12 protein-coding genes are annotated in these 14411 nt (G+C 63.1%); 6 read left to right on the forward strand and 6 right to left on the reverse strand.

Going from position 1 to position 14411, the window contains the following annotated elements; genetic code table 11:
* Nucleotides 1-158 precede the first annotated feature (158 nt).
* On the forward strand, nucleotides 159-407 hold the full coding sequence (locus tag OH764_RS02645; RefSeq protein WP_498847935.1) for a hypothetical protein: 249 nt from the start codon (nucleotides 159-161) through the stop codon (nucleotides 405-407).
* Nucleotides 408-521: 114 nt separating this feature from the next.
* On the opposite strand, the gene OH764_RS02650 is transcribed toward OH764_RS02645, so the two are convergent.
* Together OH764_RS02650 and OH764_RS02655 are read right to left on the reverse strand one after the other, a co-directional pair.
* On the reverse strand, nucleotides 522-1310 hold the full coding sequence (locus tag OH764_RS02650; protein ID WP_498847936.1) for a sulfite exporter TauE/SafE family protein: 789 nt from the start codon (nucleotides 1308-1310) through the stop codon (nucleotides 522-524).
* Between the two features lie 223 nt (nucleotides 1311-1533).
* On the reverse strand, nucleotides 1534-2193 hold the full coding sequence (locus OH764_RS02655; protein WP_498848736.1) for a LysE family translocator: 660 nt from the start codon (nucleotides 2191-2193) through the stop codon (nucleotides 1534-1536).
* A gap of 274 nt (nucleotides 2194-2467) precedes the next feature.
* On the opposite strand from OH764_RS02655, the gene OH764_RS02660 reads away from it, so the two are divergent.
* The 5 genes from OH764_RS02660 to OH764_RS02680 all read left to right on the forward strand — a co-directional run bounded on the left by OH764_RS02660 (nucleotide 2468) and on the right by OH764_RS02680 (nucleotide 8920).
* Nucleotides 2468-3361, forward strand: coding sequence for a LysR family transcriptional regulator (locus tag OH764_RS02660; RefSeq protein ID WP_408161642.1), 894 nt, complete (start codon nucleotides 2468-2470; stop codon nucleotides 3359-3361).
* A gap of 295 nt (nucleotides 3362-3656) precedes the next feature.
* Complete coding sequence (locus OH764_RS02665; RefSeq protein WP_498847937.1) at nucleotides 3657-4640, forward strand: hydroxymethylglutaryl-CoA lyase; 984 nt, start codon at nucleotides 3657-3659, stop codon at nucleotides 4638-4640.
* On the forward strand, nucleotides 4637-5875 hold the full coding sequence (locus OH764_RS02670; RefSeq protein WP_498847938.1) for a CaiB/BaiF CoA transferase family protein: 1239 nt from the start codon (nucleotides 4637-4639) through the stop codon (nucleotides 5873-5875). Before OH764_RS02665 ends, OH764_RS02670 begins: the two co-directional genes overlap by 4 nt.
* A 62-nt stretch (nucleotides 5876-5937) precedes the next feature.
* Nucleotides 5938-7419 carry an MFS transporter gene (locus OH764_RS02675; protein ID WP_498847939.1) on the forward strand — a complete coding sequence of 494 codons (1482 nt, stop codon included), beginning with the start codon at nucleotides 5938-5940 and terminating at the stop codon, nucleotides 7417-7419.
* Nucleotides 7420-7834: 415 nt separating this feature from the next.
* Complete coding sequence (locus OH764_RS02680) at nucleotides 7835-8920, forward strand: glycosyltransferase family 4 protein (RefSeq protein ID WP_498847940.1); 1086 nt, start codon at nucleotides 7835-7837, stop codon at nucleotides 8918-8920.
* Nucleotides 8921-8966: 46 nt separating this feature from the next.
* Here OH764_RS02680 and OH764_RS02685 read toward each other — a convergent pair whose 3' ends face one another.
* The 4 genes from OH764_RS02685 to OH764_RS02700 all read right to left on the reverse strand — a co-directional run bounded on the left by OH764_RS02685 (nucleotide 8967) and on the right by OH764_RS02700 (nucleotide 14299).
* Nucleotides 8967-11363, reverse strand: coding sequence for an RICIN domain-containing protein (locus OH764_RS02685; RefSeq protein WP_498847941.1), 2397 nt, complete (start codon nucleotides 11361-11363; stop codon nucleotides 8967-8969).
* Between the two features lie 122 nt (nucleotides 11364-11485).
* Entirely contained in the window at nucleotides 11486-11938 is a 453-nt protein-coding gene (locus OH764_RS02690; RefSeq protein WP_498847942.1) for a GDP-mannose mannosyl hydrolase, read from the reverse strand.
* An 84-nt stretch (nucleotides 11939-12022) separates the two neighbouring features.
* Nucleotides 12023-12172: a hypothetical protein gene (locus tag OH764_RS02695; RefSeq protein ID WP_498847943.1), complete on the reverse strand. Its 150-nt coding sequence runs from the start codon at nucleotides 12170-12172 to the stop codon at nucleotides 12023-12025.
* A gap of 126 nt (nucleotides 12173-12298) precedes the next feature.
* Nucleotides 12299-14299, reverse strand: a complete 2001-nt coding sequence (locus OH764_RS02700; RefSeq protein ID WP_498847944.1) for a hypothetical protein — start codon at nucleotides 14297-14299, stop codon at nucleotides 12299-12301.
* Between the last annotated feature and the right edge of the window lie 112 nt (nucleotides 14300-14411).

Below are 14411 nucleotides of genomic sequence, written 5' to 3' on the forward strand. Positions count from 1 at the left end.
GGCAAAAGGGTGACGACAAAGCGGCAAGAACAAAGCGGCGACGACGGTTTCATCAGACGCTGTACTGCAAGCCAGGCGCCGTCGCCCAATGTGTGGGATGACACATTTCCAACGCCGCGCTAAGCGTACCGTATGCATGAAGAACCGGAGTCAACGCCATGCAAACTACGCTCCTGCGCTATACCGATCTGCCCATCACCGACCGGGCCGCATTTGAACTGGTGTGCGCGCGGCACGGCTTTGCGCCCGCGCATTTCGACATCAGCATTTGCGCCAATCCCGCCGATGCTGCCCATGAGCGCCTCGTCACCGTGCGACGTGGCGGTTGGGCTCAATCGTATTACGACCGCCAGGGCCAATGGGTCAGACAGTTCGAGGCCGATCTGACCTGCCGCTTTTTCAGGTGACGGCGACGGCGGGAGCCCGGCATAGGGCGTGCGTCATCAGTCTGGCGCAAGGCGAGAATCAGACGGGCGGCTTTACATCGGCGTGACGCCAGCGTCGCGCGACGTCACGCGGCCTCACGCCAGCACCAGACGCACGCCTACCAGCGTGAGCGTCGCCGCGAGCAGATTGCGCAGCAGCGCATCCGGCGCGCGCGCGGAGAGCATGCTGCCCACCGCGATGCCCGGCAGCGACCCCAAAAGCAGCGACAGCAGCATCGACCAGTCGACCGAGCCGAGCAGCCAATGGCCCGCGCCTGCCAGCAACGTAAGCGGTACCGCATGCGCAATGTCGGAGCCGACGATGCGCGTTGTCGGCAGCATCGGGTAAAGCAGCAGCAAAACGGTCACGCCGATCGCGCCCGCGCCCACCGAAGTCAGCGATACGAGCACACCGAGCACCGCGCCCGTCAGCATGGTGAGTCCGAGCGTGCGTCCCTGGCTGGGTGTGCGCTGACGGTGCGCGCCGAGCGCCGCAAGTTGCGGGCGGAACACGAGCGCGACTGCCGTCACCAGGAGCGCGACCCCCAGCACGATCTGGATCAGTCGGCTCGCGCCCGGCGTGTCCATGCCATAGCGGTGCAACAGCACCAGCGTGACCGTCGCGGCCGGCACGCTACCGGCGGCGAGCCGCAGCGTCACCTGCCAGTCCACGGAGCCTTTCAGGCCGTGCACCAGCGTTCCGGTCGCCTTGGTGGCGGACGCGTACAGAAGGTCGGTGCCGACTGCGGTCGCCGGGTGCACGTTGAACAGGAGGACCAGGATCGGCGTCATCAGCGAGCCGCCGCCAACGCCCGTCAGCCCGACCAGGAAGCCGACGAACAGGCCGGAGGCGGAGTACAGCAAATCGATATGGGGAAGAGCCATTGATGAGACCGCTGGCGGTCGGTGAATTGACGGTGGATTGACAGTTAGGGCACGGGCGGCGCGCGTGTTCCCCACCGCCGACGCAGGTCGGCAGATCGGGCATCAGGCAACGCTCGGTGCAGCGAAAGCCGCTATTGTCGCAAAACTGACGCGCGAGCGTACGAACGGCGAGGAACGCGCGTGCCGCGGCCGTTCGCGCGAGGCCTGGCGCGTTGCCCAGCGCTCAAAGCGCGCGGCGAATTTCGACGACGCCGAAGGCCGCGAGCATGATCCCGACGAGCCGGTCGATCGCGAGCCGCAATTTGCTGCCGATAGCGTGCCGCGCCAGCGATACCACCGTCACGAGAAAGCACCACCACGCGATCGAGCCACAGAAAACGCCGCCGACCGTCGTGAGCGCAATCGTCGACGAAAACGCGCCGCGCGGCGCCAGCGTCGTGAACAACGCGGCGAACATGATGATCGTCTGCGGGTTGGTCAGCGTGAGCAGCAAGGAACTCGCGTAGGCGCGCAGCGCCCCCGCGCGGCCCACTTGCGCGAGTTTGCCATTGCCATTGCCGTTCCCGTTCGCTTCGCCGTTGGCCGCGTCGACGGGAGGCTTTTGCAGCAGCGTGCGCACACCGAGATACAGCAAAAACAATCCGGCAAGCAGATGCAACGGCCTGTCGTATGCCAGCATGAACTGCGAAATGCCGACGAGCCCGAGCGCCGCGATCAGACCATAGAACGCGTCGCCGCTTGCAATGCCCAAGCCGATCGCCAGTCCGGCGCGCGGGCCGCCCGTCAGCGTGCGGCGTATGCAAAGCATACCCATGGGCCCCACTGGCGCGGCAATCGCAAGGCCGACGCCGGCAGCGGTAACGAAGAGGCTGGTCATGGACATGGACATGGCTATTTCCGTGAAGTGGTCATGGTCGGTAGCGATACAGTCACCGGGCGGGCCGCATGCATCGCAAACCATTGCAAGAATGCGACGGCATCCGCGAGCAACGCCGAGCATAGCGAGCGCGCAAGCCGCGAGCAAGCGGCCAGCGGTCCAGCAGCAGAGCCAGCGTGCAAGCACTGCGCATCAATCGACCGTGGATACCCTGGCATCAGGTCCGGCACCGCTTTACTCGGGCATAATTTTCCCCACTCTTACTTTGGAGCCGTCCCGCATGTGGCAGATCGATCAGGTGACGTTGCGCTTGTTCATTGCCGTTTGCGAGGAGGGCACGATCGCGCGCGCCGCGGAACGCGAGTTCATCGCGCCGTCAGCGGTCAGCAAGCGGCTCGCCGATCTCGAGGCGCTCGTCGATGTCGCGCTGCTTTCGCGCAGTCAGCGCGGTGTGCGCGCCACTGCCGCGGGGGAGGCGTTGTTGCGGCATGCACGGCTCATCATGCGCAGCCATGAACGCATGCAGGCCGAGCTGAGCCAATATGCAGCCGGTGCGCGCGGCCATGTTCGCGTGCTGGCGAACGTGTCGTCGATGGTCGAGTTTTTGCCCGAGGCGTTGTCCGAATTTCTAAAGGCCAACCCGCAGATACGGGTGGATGTCGAAGAGCGCGTGAGCACGGAAATCGTTCGGGGCCTCGAAGAAGGCGTGGCCGATCTCGGCATCTGTCGCGACGTGGTGCCGATGGGGAGTCTCGACGCGCTGCCGTATCGAGCCGATCACCTCGCGCTAATCGTGCCGCGTGGCCATCCACTTGCCGGCGAGGCGGCCATCGGCTTCGAGCAGACGCTTGCGTTCGATCACCTCGGACTCTCGTCGAATGCGTCGGTCAATGCGCTGATGCAGCGGATCGCGGCTGAGAAAGGACGCGAACTCAACTATCGCACGTACGTGTCGACGTTCGACGCCGCCTATCGCTTTATCCAGGCGGGCCTCGCGGTAGCCATTCTGCCCGGCGAGGCGCTGCCCCGTCATGCCGCCGACGAATATGGCATCGTCGCCGTGCCGTTGCGCGAAGCGTGGGCCGAACGGCGCTTCGTGATCTGCGTGCGCGACCGCAACGCGCTGACCCTCGCTGCGTCGCATTTGCTGGAGCACTTGCTGCGCATGGTTTGAGGCATGCGCAGAGGTAGCGTCCCGATCTCCGATCCGAAGCGAAATCAGGCCGCTCAACCGCTCGTCAATATGCGATTCAAGCTACGCGCATGGCCGCGCAGGTCCGCACTTCGCATCCTCTGAAAAGCCCTTAAGGGTTTCCCCTTTGCGACGGCGCATGCCCGTCCCGCTTGAGTCGCCGGCCATCGTCAACGGCGATGGAGTGCTTCGTCAACGCAGACTTTGCGACGCGCTCTCGCGCGGGCACGCTGTGATCCGTGCTTCATTTCCCCGCATTTTCCGCAGGATTCAAAACATGAGTGATATGAGGGAGCGCGTCGTCGTGACTGAGGTCGGCATGCGCGACGGTCTGCAAAGCATCGCCCAAACGATGCCCACCGAATCCAAACGCCGCTGGATCGACGCCGCCTATGCCGCTGGCGTGCGGCACATGGAAGTCGCTTCTTTTGTGCCGGCGAAGCTGCTGCCGCAAATGGCCGACGCCGACGAGGTCATCGCCCACGCGCTGGGTTATGGCGATCTGATCGTGACCGCACTCGTGCCGAACCTGAAAGGCGCGCAACGTGCGCTCGAAGCGGGCGTGCATCGGATCGTCGCGCCGATCTCGGTGAGCACCGCGCACAGCCTCGCGAACGTGCGCAAGACGCCGGCCGAAATGATCGACGTGTTCGCGGCAATGCGCGAGGCGATCGACAGCGCGCCGGGTGCAGGCGCGCGGCGTGTGGAGTTGATTGCCGGTTTATCGACGGTATTCGGCTGCACGCTGCAAGGCACGGTGCCCTATGAAGACATCGCCGCGATTGCCCGCGATGCGGTGCGTGCAGGCGCCGACGTGGTCGCACTCGGCGACACGACCGGCGAAGCGACGCCGCGCCAGGTCGGCGAAATTATCGAAATCGTGCGCGGCGTGGCGGGCGACAAACTGCGATCGCTGCATCTGCACGACACGCGCGGCCTTGCGCTCGCCAATACATTGATCGGATTGCAACACGGCATTCGCGAATTCGACGCGTCGCTCGCCGGGCTTGGTGGTTGTCCGCACGCGCCTGGCGCGACCGGCAACGTCAACACCGAAGATCTCGTCTTCATGCTCGAAAGCATGGGCTATGAAACCGGCATTGACCTCACGCGCCTGATCGCGTCGCGTGCAGTGCTCGCCGATGCGTTGCCCGGTGAGCCGCTTTACGGCTATCTCGCGCGCGCCGGTTTGCCCAGGCAGTTCGCCGCTTCGAGACAGATCGAATCTTTACCTTCTTCCTGCTCACAGGTGCTGCAATGAACGCCCATTCCGCTACCGCCAGTTCCACTACTGAAGCGCCGCAGCAGAGCGCATTGCCGCTTGCCGGCATTCGCGTGATCGAGTTGTCGCATATGGTGATGGGCCCGACCTGCGGGATGATTCTCGGCGACCTCGGCGCAGAAGTCATCAAGGTCGAGCCGCCGCGCGGCGACGGCACGCGCCGCTTGCTCGGCACCGGCGCGGGTTTTTTCCGCACCTTCAATCGCAACAAGAAGAGCGTCGCCCTCGATCTCGATAGCGAAGCGGGACTGGCTGCGCTGCACAAGCTTGTCGATACTGCCGACGTGTTCGTCGAAAACTTCAAGCCGGGCCGCATGGCGACGCTCGGTCTCGACTATGCGTCGCTGCGCGAGCGCAACCCGAAGCTGATCTACGTATCGCACAAGGGCTTTCTCAATGGCCCGTACGAACACCGCCTGGCGCTCGACGAAGTCGTGCAGATGATGGCGGGCCTCGCATACATGACCGGTCCGGTGGGCCGCCCGCTGCGCGCCGGCAGTTCGGTCAACGACATCATGGGCGGGATGTTCGGTGCGATCGGCGTGCTCGCCGCACTGCACGAACGGCATGCGAGCGGGCGCGGCAAGGAAGTGCAAAGCGCGCTCTTCGAAAACTGTGTGCTGCTGTCCGCGCAGCACATGCAGCAGTACGCCGCGACCGGTGTGCCGCCGGCGCCGATGCCTGAGCGCATCAGTGCATGGGCCGTCTACGACGTCTTCACGCTCGCGAACAACGAGCAGATGTTTATTGCCGCGACTGGCGACGGCCAATGGCGCGCATTGTGCGCGATTCTCGGCCGCGGCGATCTGCTCGCCGACCCGCGCCTCGCGACGAACAACGACCGCGTGCTCGCCCGCTCATGGCTGCTGCAAACGTTGGGCGACACCTTGAGCCGTTTCGAAGGCGCGGCGCTCGTGCCGTTGTTCGAGCGCGACCACATTCCGTTCGCGTCGATTGCGAAGCCCGAAGAGCTGTTCGACGACCCGCACCTGAAAGAAAGCGGCGGCCTTGCTCGCCTCACGCTAGACGACGGCAGTGAAACCGCCATGCCGCTGCTGCCTATTTCGATCGACGGCGCGCGTTTGCAGCCGCGTCAGCCCATCGCGAAGATCGGCGAGCACACGGCGGCGGTATTGCGCGAGCTAGGTTATGACGAGGCGCAAATCGCGCTGTTGAACAACGAGTCGAACCGGGCGCCACGCGAGGCTGCGTGATCAGCAGCGAACACGGTCAATCAAGCTTGTCCGGCGCAGACCGGCATTCAAGGAGACAGACGATGAAGTCGTCAAATCAGACGGTGTATGCCACAGCGGTCGGCGATGCCGGCGCGCTCGGCTTGCCTTCGGGCGCAGGGGCTTCGGCGGGCAGCCGCGCAGAAGAAATAGCGCTGGGCGGCGCGCGCATTTCGGCGCGGCTCGACCGCTTGCCGGCCACGCGTTCCATCTGGAAGCTGGTGATGTTGTTGAGCCTCGGGCTCTTCTTCGAACTGTACGACCTCATGTTCTCGGGCTATATCGCGCCGGCACTCGTGCGCAGCGGCATTCTGACCGCGACGACGCATGGCCTGTTCGGTACGAGCGGCGTGGCGAGCTTCATCGCCGCGTTGTTCGCGGGACTCTTCATCGGGACCGCGGCGTGCGGCTTTCTCGCCGACCGCTTCGGGCGCCGCGCAATTTTCACGTGGTCGCTGCTTTGGTACACGGCGGCGAACGTCATCATGGCGTTTCAGGACACGGCGCTCGGGCTCAACCTGTGGCGTTTCATTGCGGGCATTGGCATAGGCGTGGAGATCGTGACGATCGGCACATACATCTCCGAACTCGTGCCCAAGCACGTGCGCGGCCGAGCGTCTGCGTGTTCGCAGGCAGTCGGTTTTTGCGCAGTGCCGATCGTCGCTTTTCTCTCGTATCTGCTGGTGCCTCATCAGTTCTTTGGTCTGGACGGCTGGCGTCTTGTCGTGTTGACCGGCGTGGTGGGCGCGATCGTCGTGTGGTGGATCCGGCTCGGTTTGCCGGAGAGTCCTCGGTGGCTCGCGCAAAAAGGCCGGATCGACGAAGCGGACGCGATCATGACGCGGCTCGAAGCGCGAGTTGAACGCGAATACGGACGAGCGCTGCCGGAACCCGCATTGCCGGAGCCGGTTCGTGCCCGCGCAGCATTCCGCGATCTGTTGGTGCCGCCGTATCGCAAGCGCACGCTGATGCTCATCATCTTTCATGTATTCCAGACGATGGGCTACTACGGCTTTGCCAACTGGATTCCGACGCTGCTGATCAAGCAGGGCATTACGGTGACGACGAGCCTGATGTACGCAAGCATCATTGCGGTGGCGGCGCCGCTCGGACCGTTGCTCGGCTTGCTGATTGCGGACCGTTTCGAGCGCAAGACTGTCATTATCTTCATGGCGGCCGTGAACGTGATGTGCGGCTTGCTGTTTAGCCAGGTGCGAGAGACGGTGCTGCTGGTCAGCCTCGGCGTGTGTCTCGTGCTCGCGGGCAACATCATTTCCTATAGCTACCACGCGTACCAGGCAGAACTCTTTCCGACGAGTATCCGGGCCCGAGCAGTAGGCTTCGTTTATTCGTGGAGCCGGCTGTCGGCAATGTTCTCCGCATTCGTGATTGCTGGTTGCCTGAGCCGCTTCGGCGTAAATGGCGTGTTCGTTTTCATTTCCGGTGCGATGGCAATTGTGATGCTCGCTATTGGCACGCTCGGCCCGAAGACGCGCGATGTCGCTTTGGAGGACATCTCGAAGTAGGGTATTTCTTTGGTTCTTGCCTCGCGTATAGACCGCCAGATGCCACCGCTTTCATCCCCCGTCTCGCCAATGTGCGGTAGCGCTCATTAACGCTCGTCAGACATTTGGTGAAATGGTGTAATGGATCGGCCGGCCTATTCGGTCTCCAGAAGAAATTCACCGCCCAAGTGGGCGATACCGCTCATTCCGAAGCCGAAGAAGTCTTGGACTTGGCGCAAACTTGCAGGATCTTGGGTGTAACGTTTTCTCGCGTCGAGAACCGGTGCATTGGCCGGTCGCGTGTTTCGGAAAGGGCGCACGCTGCAAAGGCGTGCGCCAGATACCAACTATCGGATGAGAGCGCCCGGCGTGTCGTTGTTCGCTGGGCCGACTCATCTATCCGCTGCAACATGGGCGGTCATCAGAGAGATAAATCGTGAGGATTCTTCAACTGGTTCACGCACCACGATTGTCCGGGGCAGAAGTACTTGTAAAAGGTCTTGCGATTCACCATCAGCGTGCTGGACACGAAGTCTGTATGACTTCGCTGTTGCCGCAGCAGGACGACTTCGTCGCTATTCGAGCCGAGCTCGAGGCGGCGGGTGTCATGTGCCGCTTTCCCGATGTGCGGCATGGCAGGATCGGCAAACTGCTGCACCTGTATCGCGTGGTGCGCGAGTTTCGCCCGGATTTCATCATTGCGCATGCGACGCTTGCTGCGCTATACGTGCGTCTGTTGCCAGTGAACACCCCTATCGCATGGGTGATGCATTCAGGCGTCAACGACTTCGAGAACGGTGCGCTCAAGCGCGCCGAACGCCTGCTATCGCGCCGGGCGAGAGCCATCATCGGCGTCTCGCAGCAGAATATCGACGACTATATGCGCGAGATCGGCCGGCATCCTTCGATGGTGGTCATTCCCAATGGCGTCGACGCGTCGCTATTCGCCGGACACGACAGTTCGCCCGCACCTGACAGTGCGGTGCCTTCGAAGCAGATCGTTCAGCTCGGCCGATACATCGAAGGAAAGAGTCAACTGGACACGGTTCGCGCGTTCGAGCGTGTACTGCAGGTCGAACCGGAAGCGCGTTTGCTGCTGTGCGGCGTGGTCGAGGAACTCGGTTATCACCGCGCGGTAGTATCGCTCGTGAGGCAACTTGGTCTGGAGAGCAAGGTCAGCGTATGCGGACCGCGCTCGGACGTCGCCGCGGTGCTGCGCTCCTCGCGCGTGTTCGCCATGCCATCTCGCTTCGAAGCCCAGAGCATAGGATTTCTGGAGGCGCTCGCATCGGGAATTCCGGTCGTGGCAAACCGCATTCCTTCATTCGGTTTCGCGAGCAATCTGGCCGGCGTGAATCTCGTCGACACGACGGACGTCGACGCCTATGCTCACGCGCTCGTCAAGGCATTGGAAACGCCGCGCGCGCACCGGCAACTCGCCGGTTATACGCTGCACGACACTGCGGACCGCTACATGTCGATCGTGCGCAAGTTCGCTCAGCCGATGCAGGTATCGGCCTGAGTCGACCCTGAGTTCATCCTGAGCTTGAGGACCGGCGCGTCACGCATTATTGCGCGAGCCGGTCTATTCTCACCGTCTCCGAAAACAGCCCTGGTAGCTCGCCGAGATCGTGCGGCGCGCCCAGGGCAAAGCCGTTTTCCAGCGGATAGCGCGATAGCGCCGGTGCGCCGCCAGTAAAGTAAAAGTCGCCGAGCGTCGCGTCGGTCCTGCGATAAAGCACGAGTGCCGCGCCGTGCGTGTCGCGCACATAGCCAGGGAATACATCCGACCACGACATGCCGCGCAACGAAGCCACGTGCACCGGCGTCGCTGCGGATGCGGCGATGTCGAGCGTGGCGATGTCGATCAGCGTGTCGGCGTCTGTGCCATTTACACGCGGCGTGACCAGCATTAGCGTGTCGCGATCGTCGCCGCGCGACGATGCGACCGTCGTCTTCACGAAGCCCGGTACGAAGTTGGCGGGCAACATTCTGCGTTCACCGATGCTCATCCGCGCCCCGTCGTTCGAGATGACTGTGAGCGACACGCGTCCTAGCGCCGTCTCCATGGCGACGAGCGACGAGCGCGAACCCGCGTTGCCGAACGGCAGCAACGCAGCGTTCTGTGCGAGGCCTCGAGCTTGCGCGACGAGCACAGGGGCGGTGCCAGAATCTGCGGCGCCGGCAGATGACGCGATCCACAAGTCGAGCCCGCTGTCTGCGCGCTTCTGCGCAATGAGCACACTGGCTCTGCGCATGCCGGTGAAATCCGCAGCCACGTATTGCTGAGCGAGTTCGGGTTTGAATGCCGCGTCCGTTTGCAACCAGAGGCGGGGTGCATCGAAACGATCGCCCAAACTGCGCAGCAGCCAGAAGGCGGTACCGTTCTCTCGCGCAGTAACAACCATCAGGTCAGCCTTGCCATCGCCGTCAAAGTCGCCGAGCAGGAAACGCGCGCTGTCGAAGCACAGTTTGTCGCCCGCGCAGCTCGGCGCGGTCGCGTCTGGGTCGAACGGCACAGCGGCTGCATACCAGAGTGCCGGGGGCGAAGCTTTTTCGAGCGACGCCGCATAGACGTTGAAGCCGGGACCATCGTGCTGCCGCTGCACATAGACGGCGGATTGCGCTCCCGTGCCCGTCACGTCTGCGTACATTGCGGTGGCGAGCCGGAGATCGTTTGCCTGGATGCGTTGCGTCGTGGCCCAACGGTAACGCGTGGTGAGCGCGGTGCAGCCGCGCATTGTCAGCTTGCCGTCGTTTTCGCCGAGGCAATGGCGCATAGGCGTATAGACGAGGCCGAAGTCCCAAGGCGTCCAGCGTTGCGCAAGATCCCACTGATCGCAGCTTTCCGAGCGCAGATAACCGTCGCGCTCGGCGATGCATTGCGACGTCGCGGCGCTGACAAGCGCCGCATTGCGCGCGTTGCCGGGATAGACTGGTACCGGCTCCCATCGCCATTGCTGCGCGGCGGATCCATTGCATGCGGCGAGCGTAGGCGCGCGGCCGGGTCCGTTTGCAGTTACGCAGCGATTCGTCGCAACATTGAATAGCTGTATTGGACGCGCCTGGAAGTCCGGCACGCGGTGATCGCTGCGATCCGCGAATGCATAACGCCGCGCGATCCAGTTGCCGTCCCACTGAAACTCGCCGAATACATGCGACGACTCGTTTCCGTCGATCGAAAAGTAGCTCGCGACAATGTCGCGCTTGCGCTGCACTTCGGTCGCTGGAACATTGGCCGGCCAACCGCCCGTCGGGTATGTCACGTGATAGACGATCGGCACGCTCCTGGCGAGAGTCTGGGCAACATGACGCGCGATGCGTGCGGCAACGATGTGATCCGGATGTTCGACAAATGGTACGGTGTCCGGATTAAGCGTGTAGATCAGCGTAGCCTGAGCGAGAATTGCCTTCAATGTGGCCGACAGCGTGTCGCGGTCGTATTTCATGCGCCCCGAGCCGTCCGTGCTCATCGGATACGAGAAAAGCGTTGCGCGCTGCTCCCACAGCAAGCCGAGCGGCTGGCGTCCGCCGCGCACGCCTCCGCCCGGCAGTCGCAATTCGAGCAGGCGAACCTGGGGCTTTGCTTTCAACACCATTTGATGCACGAGCTTGCCGGCAATCTCGACGTTCGATTCGTTCCAGGCGTCAGGCGCCCCCGCCATGCGTGAATATGCGAGCCGCGAGGCCCGTTCGCGCGTGAGCACATAGGAGAAGTTCGCACCGTTTGCGCCGCCGATCAGATGCACCGTACTGATGCACCATCCTGCATCCAGACGCTCGCTGATCGCAGGATCGACAAACAGCAGATCGTCATCGAGATGCGCGACGACCGTGACGAGTGTGCCCGCTTTGCAGGCGGCTGCGCGCGCTGTCGCTGGAAACGTGGCGAACACGAGCACTGCGAGCAGCGCGACGAGCGCAATGCACGACCTCCGAACAGAACTGGCTACCGCTGATCGCATGTCGATTCGAGCCGTTGAAAGTGGGCTCGATCATACTGCAATGGTCTGACGTTCCACGTTGCCGGGACAACACTGCGCTCGACATGACGGCGCGCTTCGCCGATCCGTATATGTCGGCGCGATTAGCGGAAGTACGCTTTGGTGTTTTCGTGGACGTCCGGGTGCGCGAGCAGCTCGGCGGGCGTGAGCCACAGATAGTCGCTGTGCTGATCGGGCCGCCCGATCTGGTGCGTGTTGCCGGGCGACAGCGCATAGGCGAGCACGATGTAGTGAGTCGACACGCCAGGCTCTGCCGCGAAATTGTCGCTGTAATGATGTTCGAATACGCCTTCGAAGCGAGCGGACGAACGCGCAAGCTGAGCGATACCCAGTTCGGCATCCGCAATGCGCGCGAACGCGGCGTCGAGCCTTTCATCTTTCAGAATGCGACCGCCGGGCACAAACCACGTGCCGCGCGCGGGCCGGTTCCGGCGATGGCCGATCAGGATTCGTCCGTCTGCGTCCCTCACGATCAGATCGATCGCGACGAGTGGCGTTAGACGAACAACGTCGAGAAAGTCGATCTCCGTCAGCATTTCAGTTCCTTAAGCGAGGGTGCTATGTCCGGCGCGACTTTTCTGTTGCAAGCGCTAGTAGTCGCTAGTAGTCACAGGTGATCGCTAGTAGTCGCCGCGGTTGTCATCGTCGCGGGTCAGCTTCTCGGCTACATAGGCGAACAGCAACAGGAGCACGAGTGTGCCCGCCGCCGCAAACACAAACGCGCCGGCCACCGCCGCGAGTATCAGCATGAACCATGCTACGCCGTTCATTGGGCGGCTCCAGCGCGTCGATAAGAATGCTAGCTTTACCGGCGCGGATTTTTTGTGCGCTACCTAGCTATCGCGGCGGTTTCGCCGCGGGAAGTAGCGTACCGATCACGTCATGCGTCCGGATCTCTATCGGGCAACGTAGCCTTCCGGCGCAGTCACCGCGTCTTTGAACACGTCGGCGTTCCTGGACAGCACATAGAGAGGCGCGGGCGACAGTTTCAGGTTCGCCACGCCGTCGCGATACGGTACGGCCGTTGCGTTGCCCATCATGTCGAGCGCAGTGACCTCGCCGCTCGTGCCGGGTGCATCGACCCGCAAGCGGTAGTCGACGCTTTGTCCCGCGTTGAATCCGGTTTTCGCGCTCCATCGGTCGTTGTCGTGAGTCCACAGCGCAGTCACGATCTTGCCGCCGCCAAGCCTTCTGAACGCGTACGCATGGACGCCTGCTGGCAGGCCCTTCAGAGGCCCAAGCGTATTGGTTCCGTCGATGATGCGTGTCATTGCCGCAACCGCGAGCGCCGCGGGTTTTGGGCTGATCCGCGAGGGACCATAGGCGCCTTTCGCGTGTTCGAGCTCGAAGAAGATGCCATAGCCCGGCGCGGCATCGGGCATGTCCGCGAGATAGAACACGTAGGTCATGTCGGCGCCCTCGCCGAGCAGGATCAAATGCGTGCGGGCGACAACCGCGGCTTGTGCGTACAGCACGTCCGCGCCTGGATAGTTCTTGCCGTACGACTCGCCGATGTCATAACTGATGCCCGTTTCGGTGACGAAGAGCGGCGCGCCCGGCTTCAGGTATTGACGCATCTCGTGGCGCAGCGCGCGCATCGAAGCAGCCAGTGCTCCGGACACGGTGCCCTCATTGCGTGTGTCGGCGACACGCTCCGGCGGATGCGATGGCGTCGTGCCGATGTCGTAATAACCGTGAACGGTCATGCCGTCCATATAGCGGCCGATGCCCAGCGGACCCAGACGGCGCATCCACGTCACGTTGCCCTGCACCGACGAATACGTGAGCCCCATGACCACCGCATGCGGGTCTGTCTGATGGATGCCTTCCCAGACTGCCTTGTACATCGCGACGAAATTTGCGTCGCTATCGCGCCAGGGCAATCCGCCATCCGCGTCCGGCTCCCACGTCACCTGATAGTAATTGTCACGCTGCTTCGGAAAATACGTCGTGCGGACGCGGTTCGATTCCGCGCCCACCTTTGCCATGTAGTCCTTCATCTGCGCGAGTGAAGTAGGTGCGTAGCTATGAGTCTCCTTGCCCGTGGGGCTTGCCCACTTTGGGATGCCGTCGAGCTGGATCAGACGCATGATGTCGCCGCGCTGGAAGTACGGCGTGAGCTGCTTCGTCGCGGGATTGAAGGTGGTCGGCTTATCGGGCTCCTCCATATACCAGTTGCGATTGTCGTTGGCCCACGTCAGGCCGAGCGCGGTATAGACCGGACGATAGCCGTCGCCGTCGCAGCAATGCTGGCCGGGCGCGAGATAGGCGGTGCCCTGGCCGCCAAAGCGGTGCAGGTCGTCGAAGGGAAACCGCACAGGCGGCAAGGCCGGCGCGGTATCGGGCAGTACCCCGAAGGTCGCGATTCCTGCGGGACGTGTGCCGCGCGATTCGAGCTGGCCTCGCGCACGTTCGAGCGAGGCCGACACGGCAAAGTAGCCCGCTACGGTAGATGAGCAACTTAACGTCGCCGACGTCGTGCCCGCCGCGACGCCGAAGCTCCCACTTGCACGCAAAACGTTCCACGTGTCGCGTATCTGCCAGTTGAGCGTGTCGTTTTGCGGTGCGCGCGTGGTGATGACGAGCGCGAACGGTTTCGACACGGCAAAGAGGCGCGTGCCGTCGCTGGGCGTGTCGGCTTCGATGAGATCGCCGCTAGATGCCGCGCGCGTCTGGGATGACGGCGGCGAGCAGCGCAGACCTTGGCCCGATGGCGCTTTGACATCGACTGGCGCCGCTGATGCAGCCGCGGCCACAGAGGCTGCATCGCCTTGAGCCGGGAAGCACCACAGTAGGGCGACGACGGCGAAAAAGAGAGCGGTGGGCCGCATTGGAGCGCGCGCTGCGGATGGATCGCTCAAGCTCCGCGCTGCGCCGTGTTTGCTTCGATTCGACATATGTTTCCCCGTGCCGGTTCGCGGCGTATGTGGACGCGCGAACGTCGTCAAACTGCTAATACACCAGGTCTGAGCCGCCTCGGTGCAGTGTCCGTTTTCGGCGTGTTGCGGA

Origin of the sequence: Burkholderia sp. M6-3, assembly GCF_050858985.1 — a bacterium.
Lineage (GTDB): Bacteria > Pseudomonadota > Gammaproteobacteria > Burkholderiales > Burkholderiaceae > Paraburkholderia > Paraburkholderia caledonica.

Coding starts and splice junctions, on each gene's coding strand:
- OH764_RS02665 (WP_498847937.1), top strand. CDS start 3,657: ATGAGTGATATGAGGGAGCGCGTCGTCGTGACTGAGGTCGGCATGCGC.
- OH764_RS02650 (WP_498847936.1), bottom strand. CDS start 1,310: ATGGCTCTTCCCCATATCGATTTGCTGTACTCCGCCTCCGGCCTGTTC.
- OH764_RS02655 (WP_498848736.1), bottom strand. CDS start 2,193: ATGTCCATGACCAGCCTCTTCGTTACCGCTGCCGGCGTCGGCCTTGCG.
- OH764_RS02685 (WP_498847941.1), bottom strand. CDS start 11,363: ATGCGATCAGCGGTAGCCAGTTCTGTTCGGAGGTCGTGCATTGCGCTC.
- OH764_RS02645 (WP_498847935.1), top strand. CDS start 159: ATGCAAACTACGCTCCTGCGCTATACCGATCTGCCCATCACCGACCGG.
- OH764_RS02700 (WP_498847944.1), bottom strand. CDS start 14,299: ATGTCGAATCGAAGCAAACACGGCGCAGCGCGGAGCTTGAGCGATCCA.
- OH764_RS02670 (WP_498847938.1), top strand. CDS start 4,637: ATGAACGCCCATTCCGCTACCGCCAGTTCCACTACTGAAGCGCCGCAG.
- OH764_RS02660 (WP_408161642.1), top strand. CDS start 2,468: ATGTGGCAGATCGATCAGGTGACGTTGCGCTTGTTCATTGCCGTTTGC.
- OH764_RS02695 (WP_498847943.1), bottom strand. CDS start 12,172: ATGAACGGCGTAGCATGGTTCATGCTGATACTCGCGGCGGTGGCCGGC.
- OH764_RS02690 (WP_498847942.1), bottom strand. CDS start 11,938: ATGCTGACGGAGATCGACTTTCTCGACGTTGTTCGTCTAACGCCACTC.
- OH764_RS02675 (WP_498847939.1), top strand. CDS start 5,938: ATGAAGTCGTCAAATCAGACGGTGTATGCCACAGCGGTCGGCGATGCC.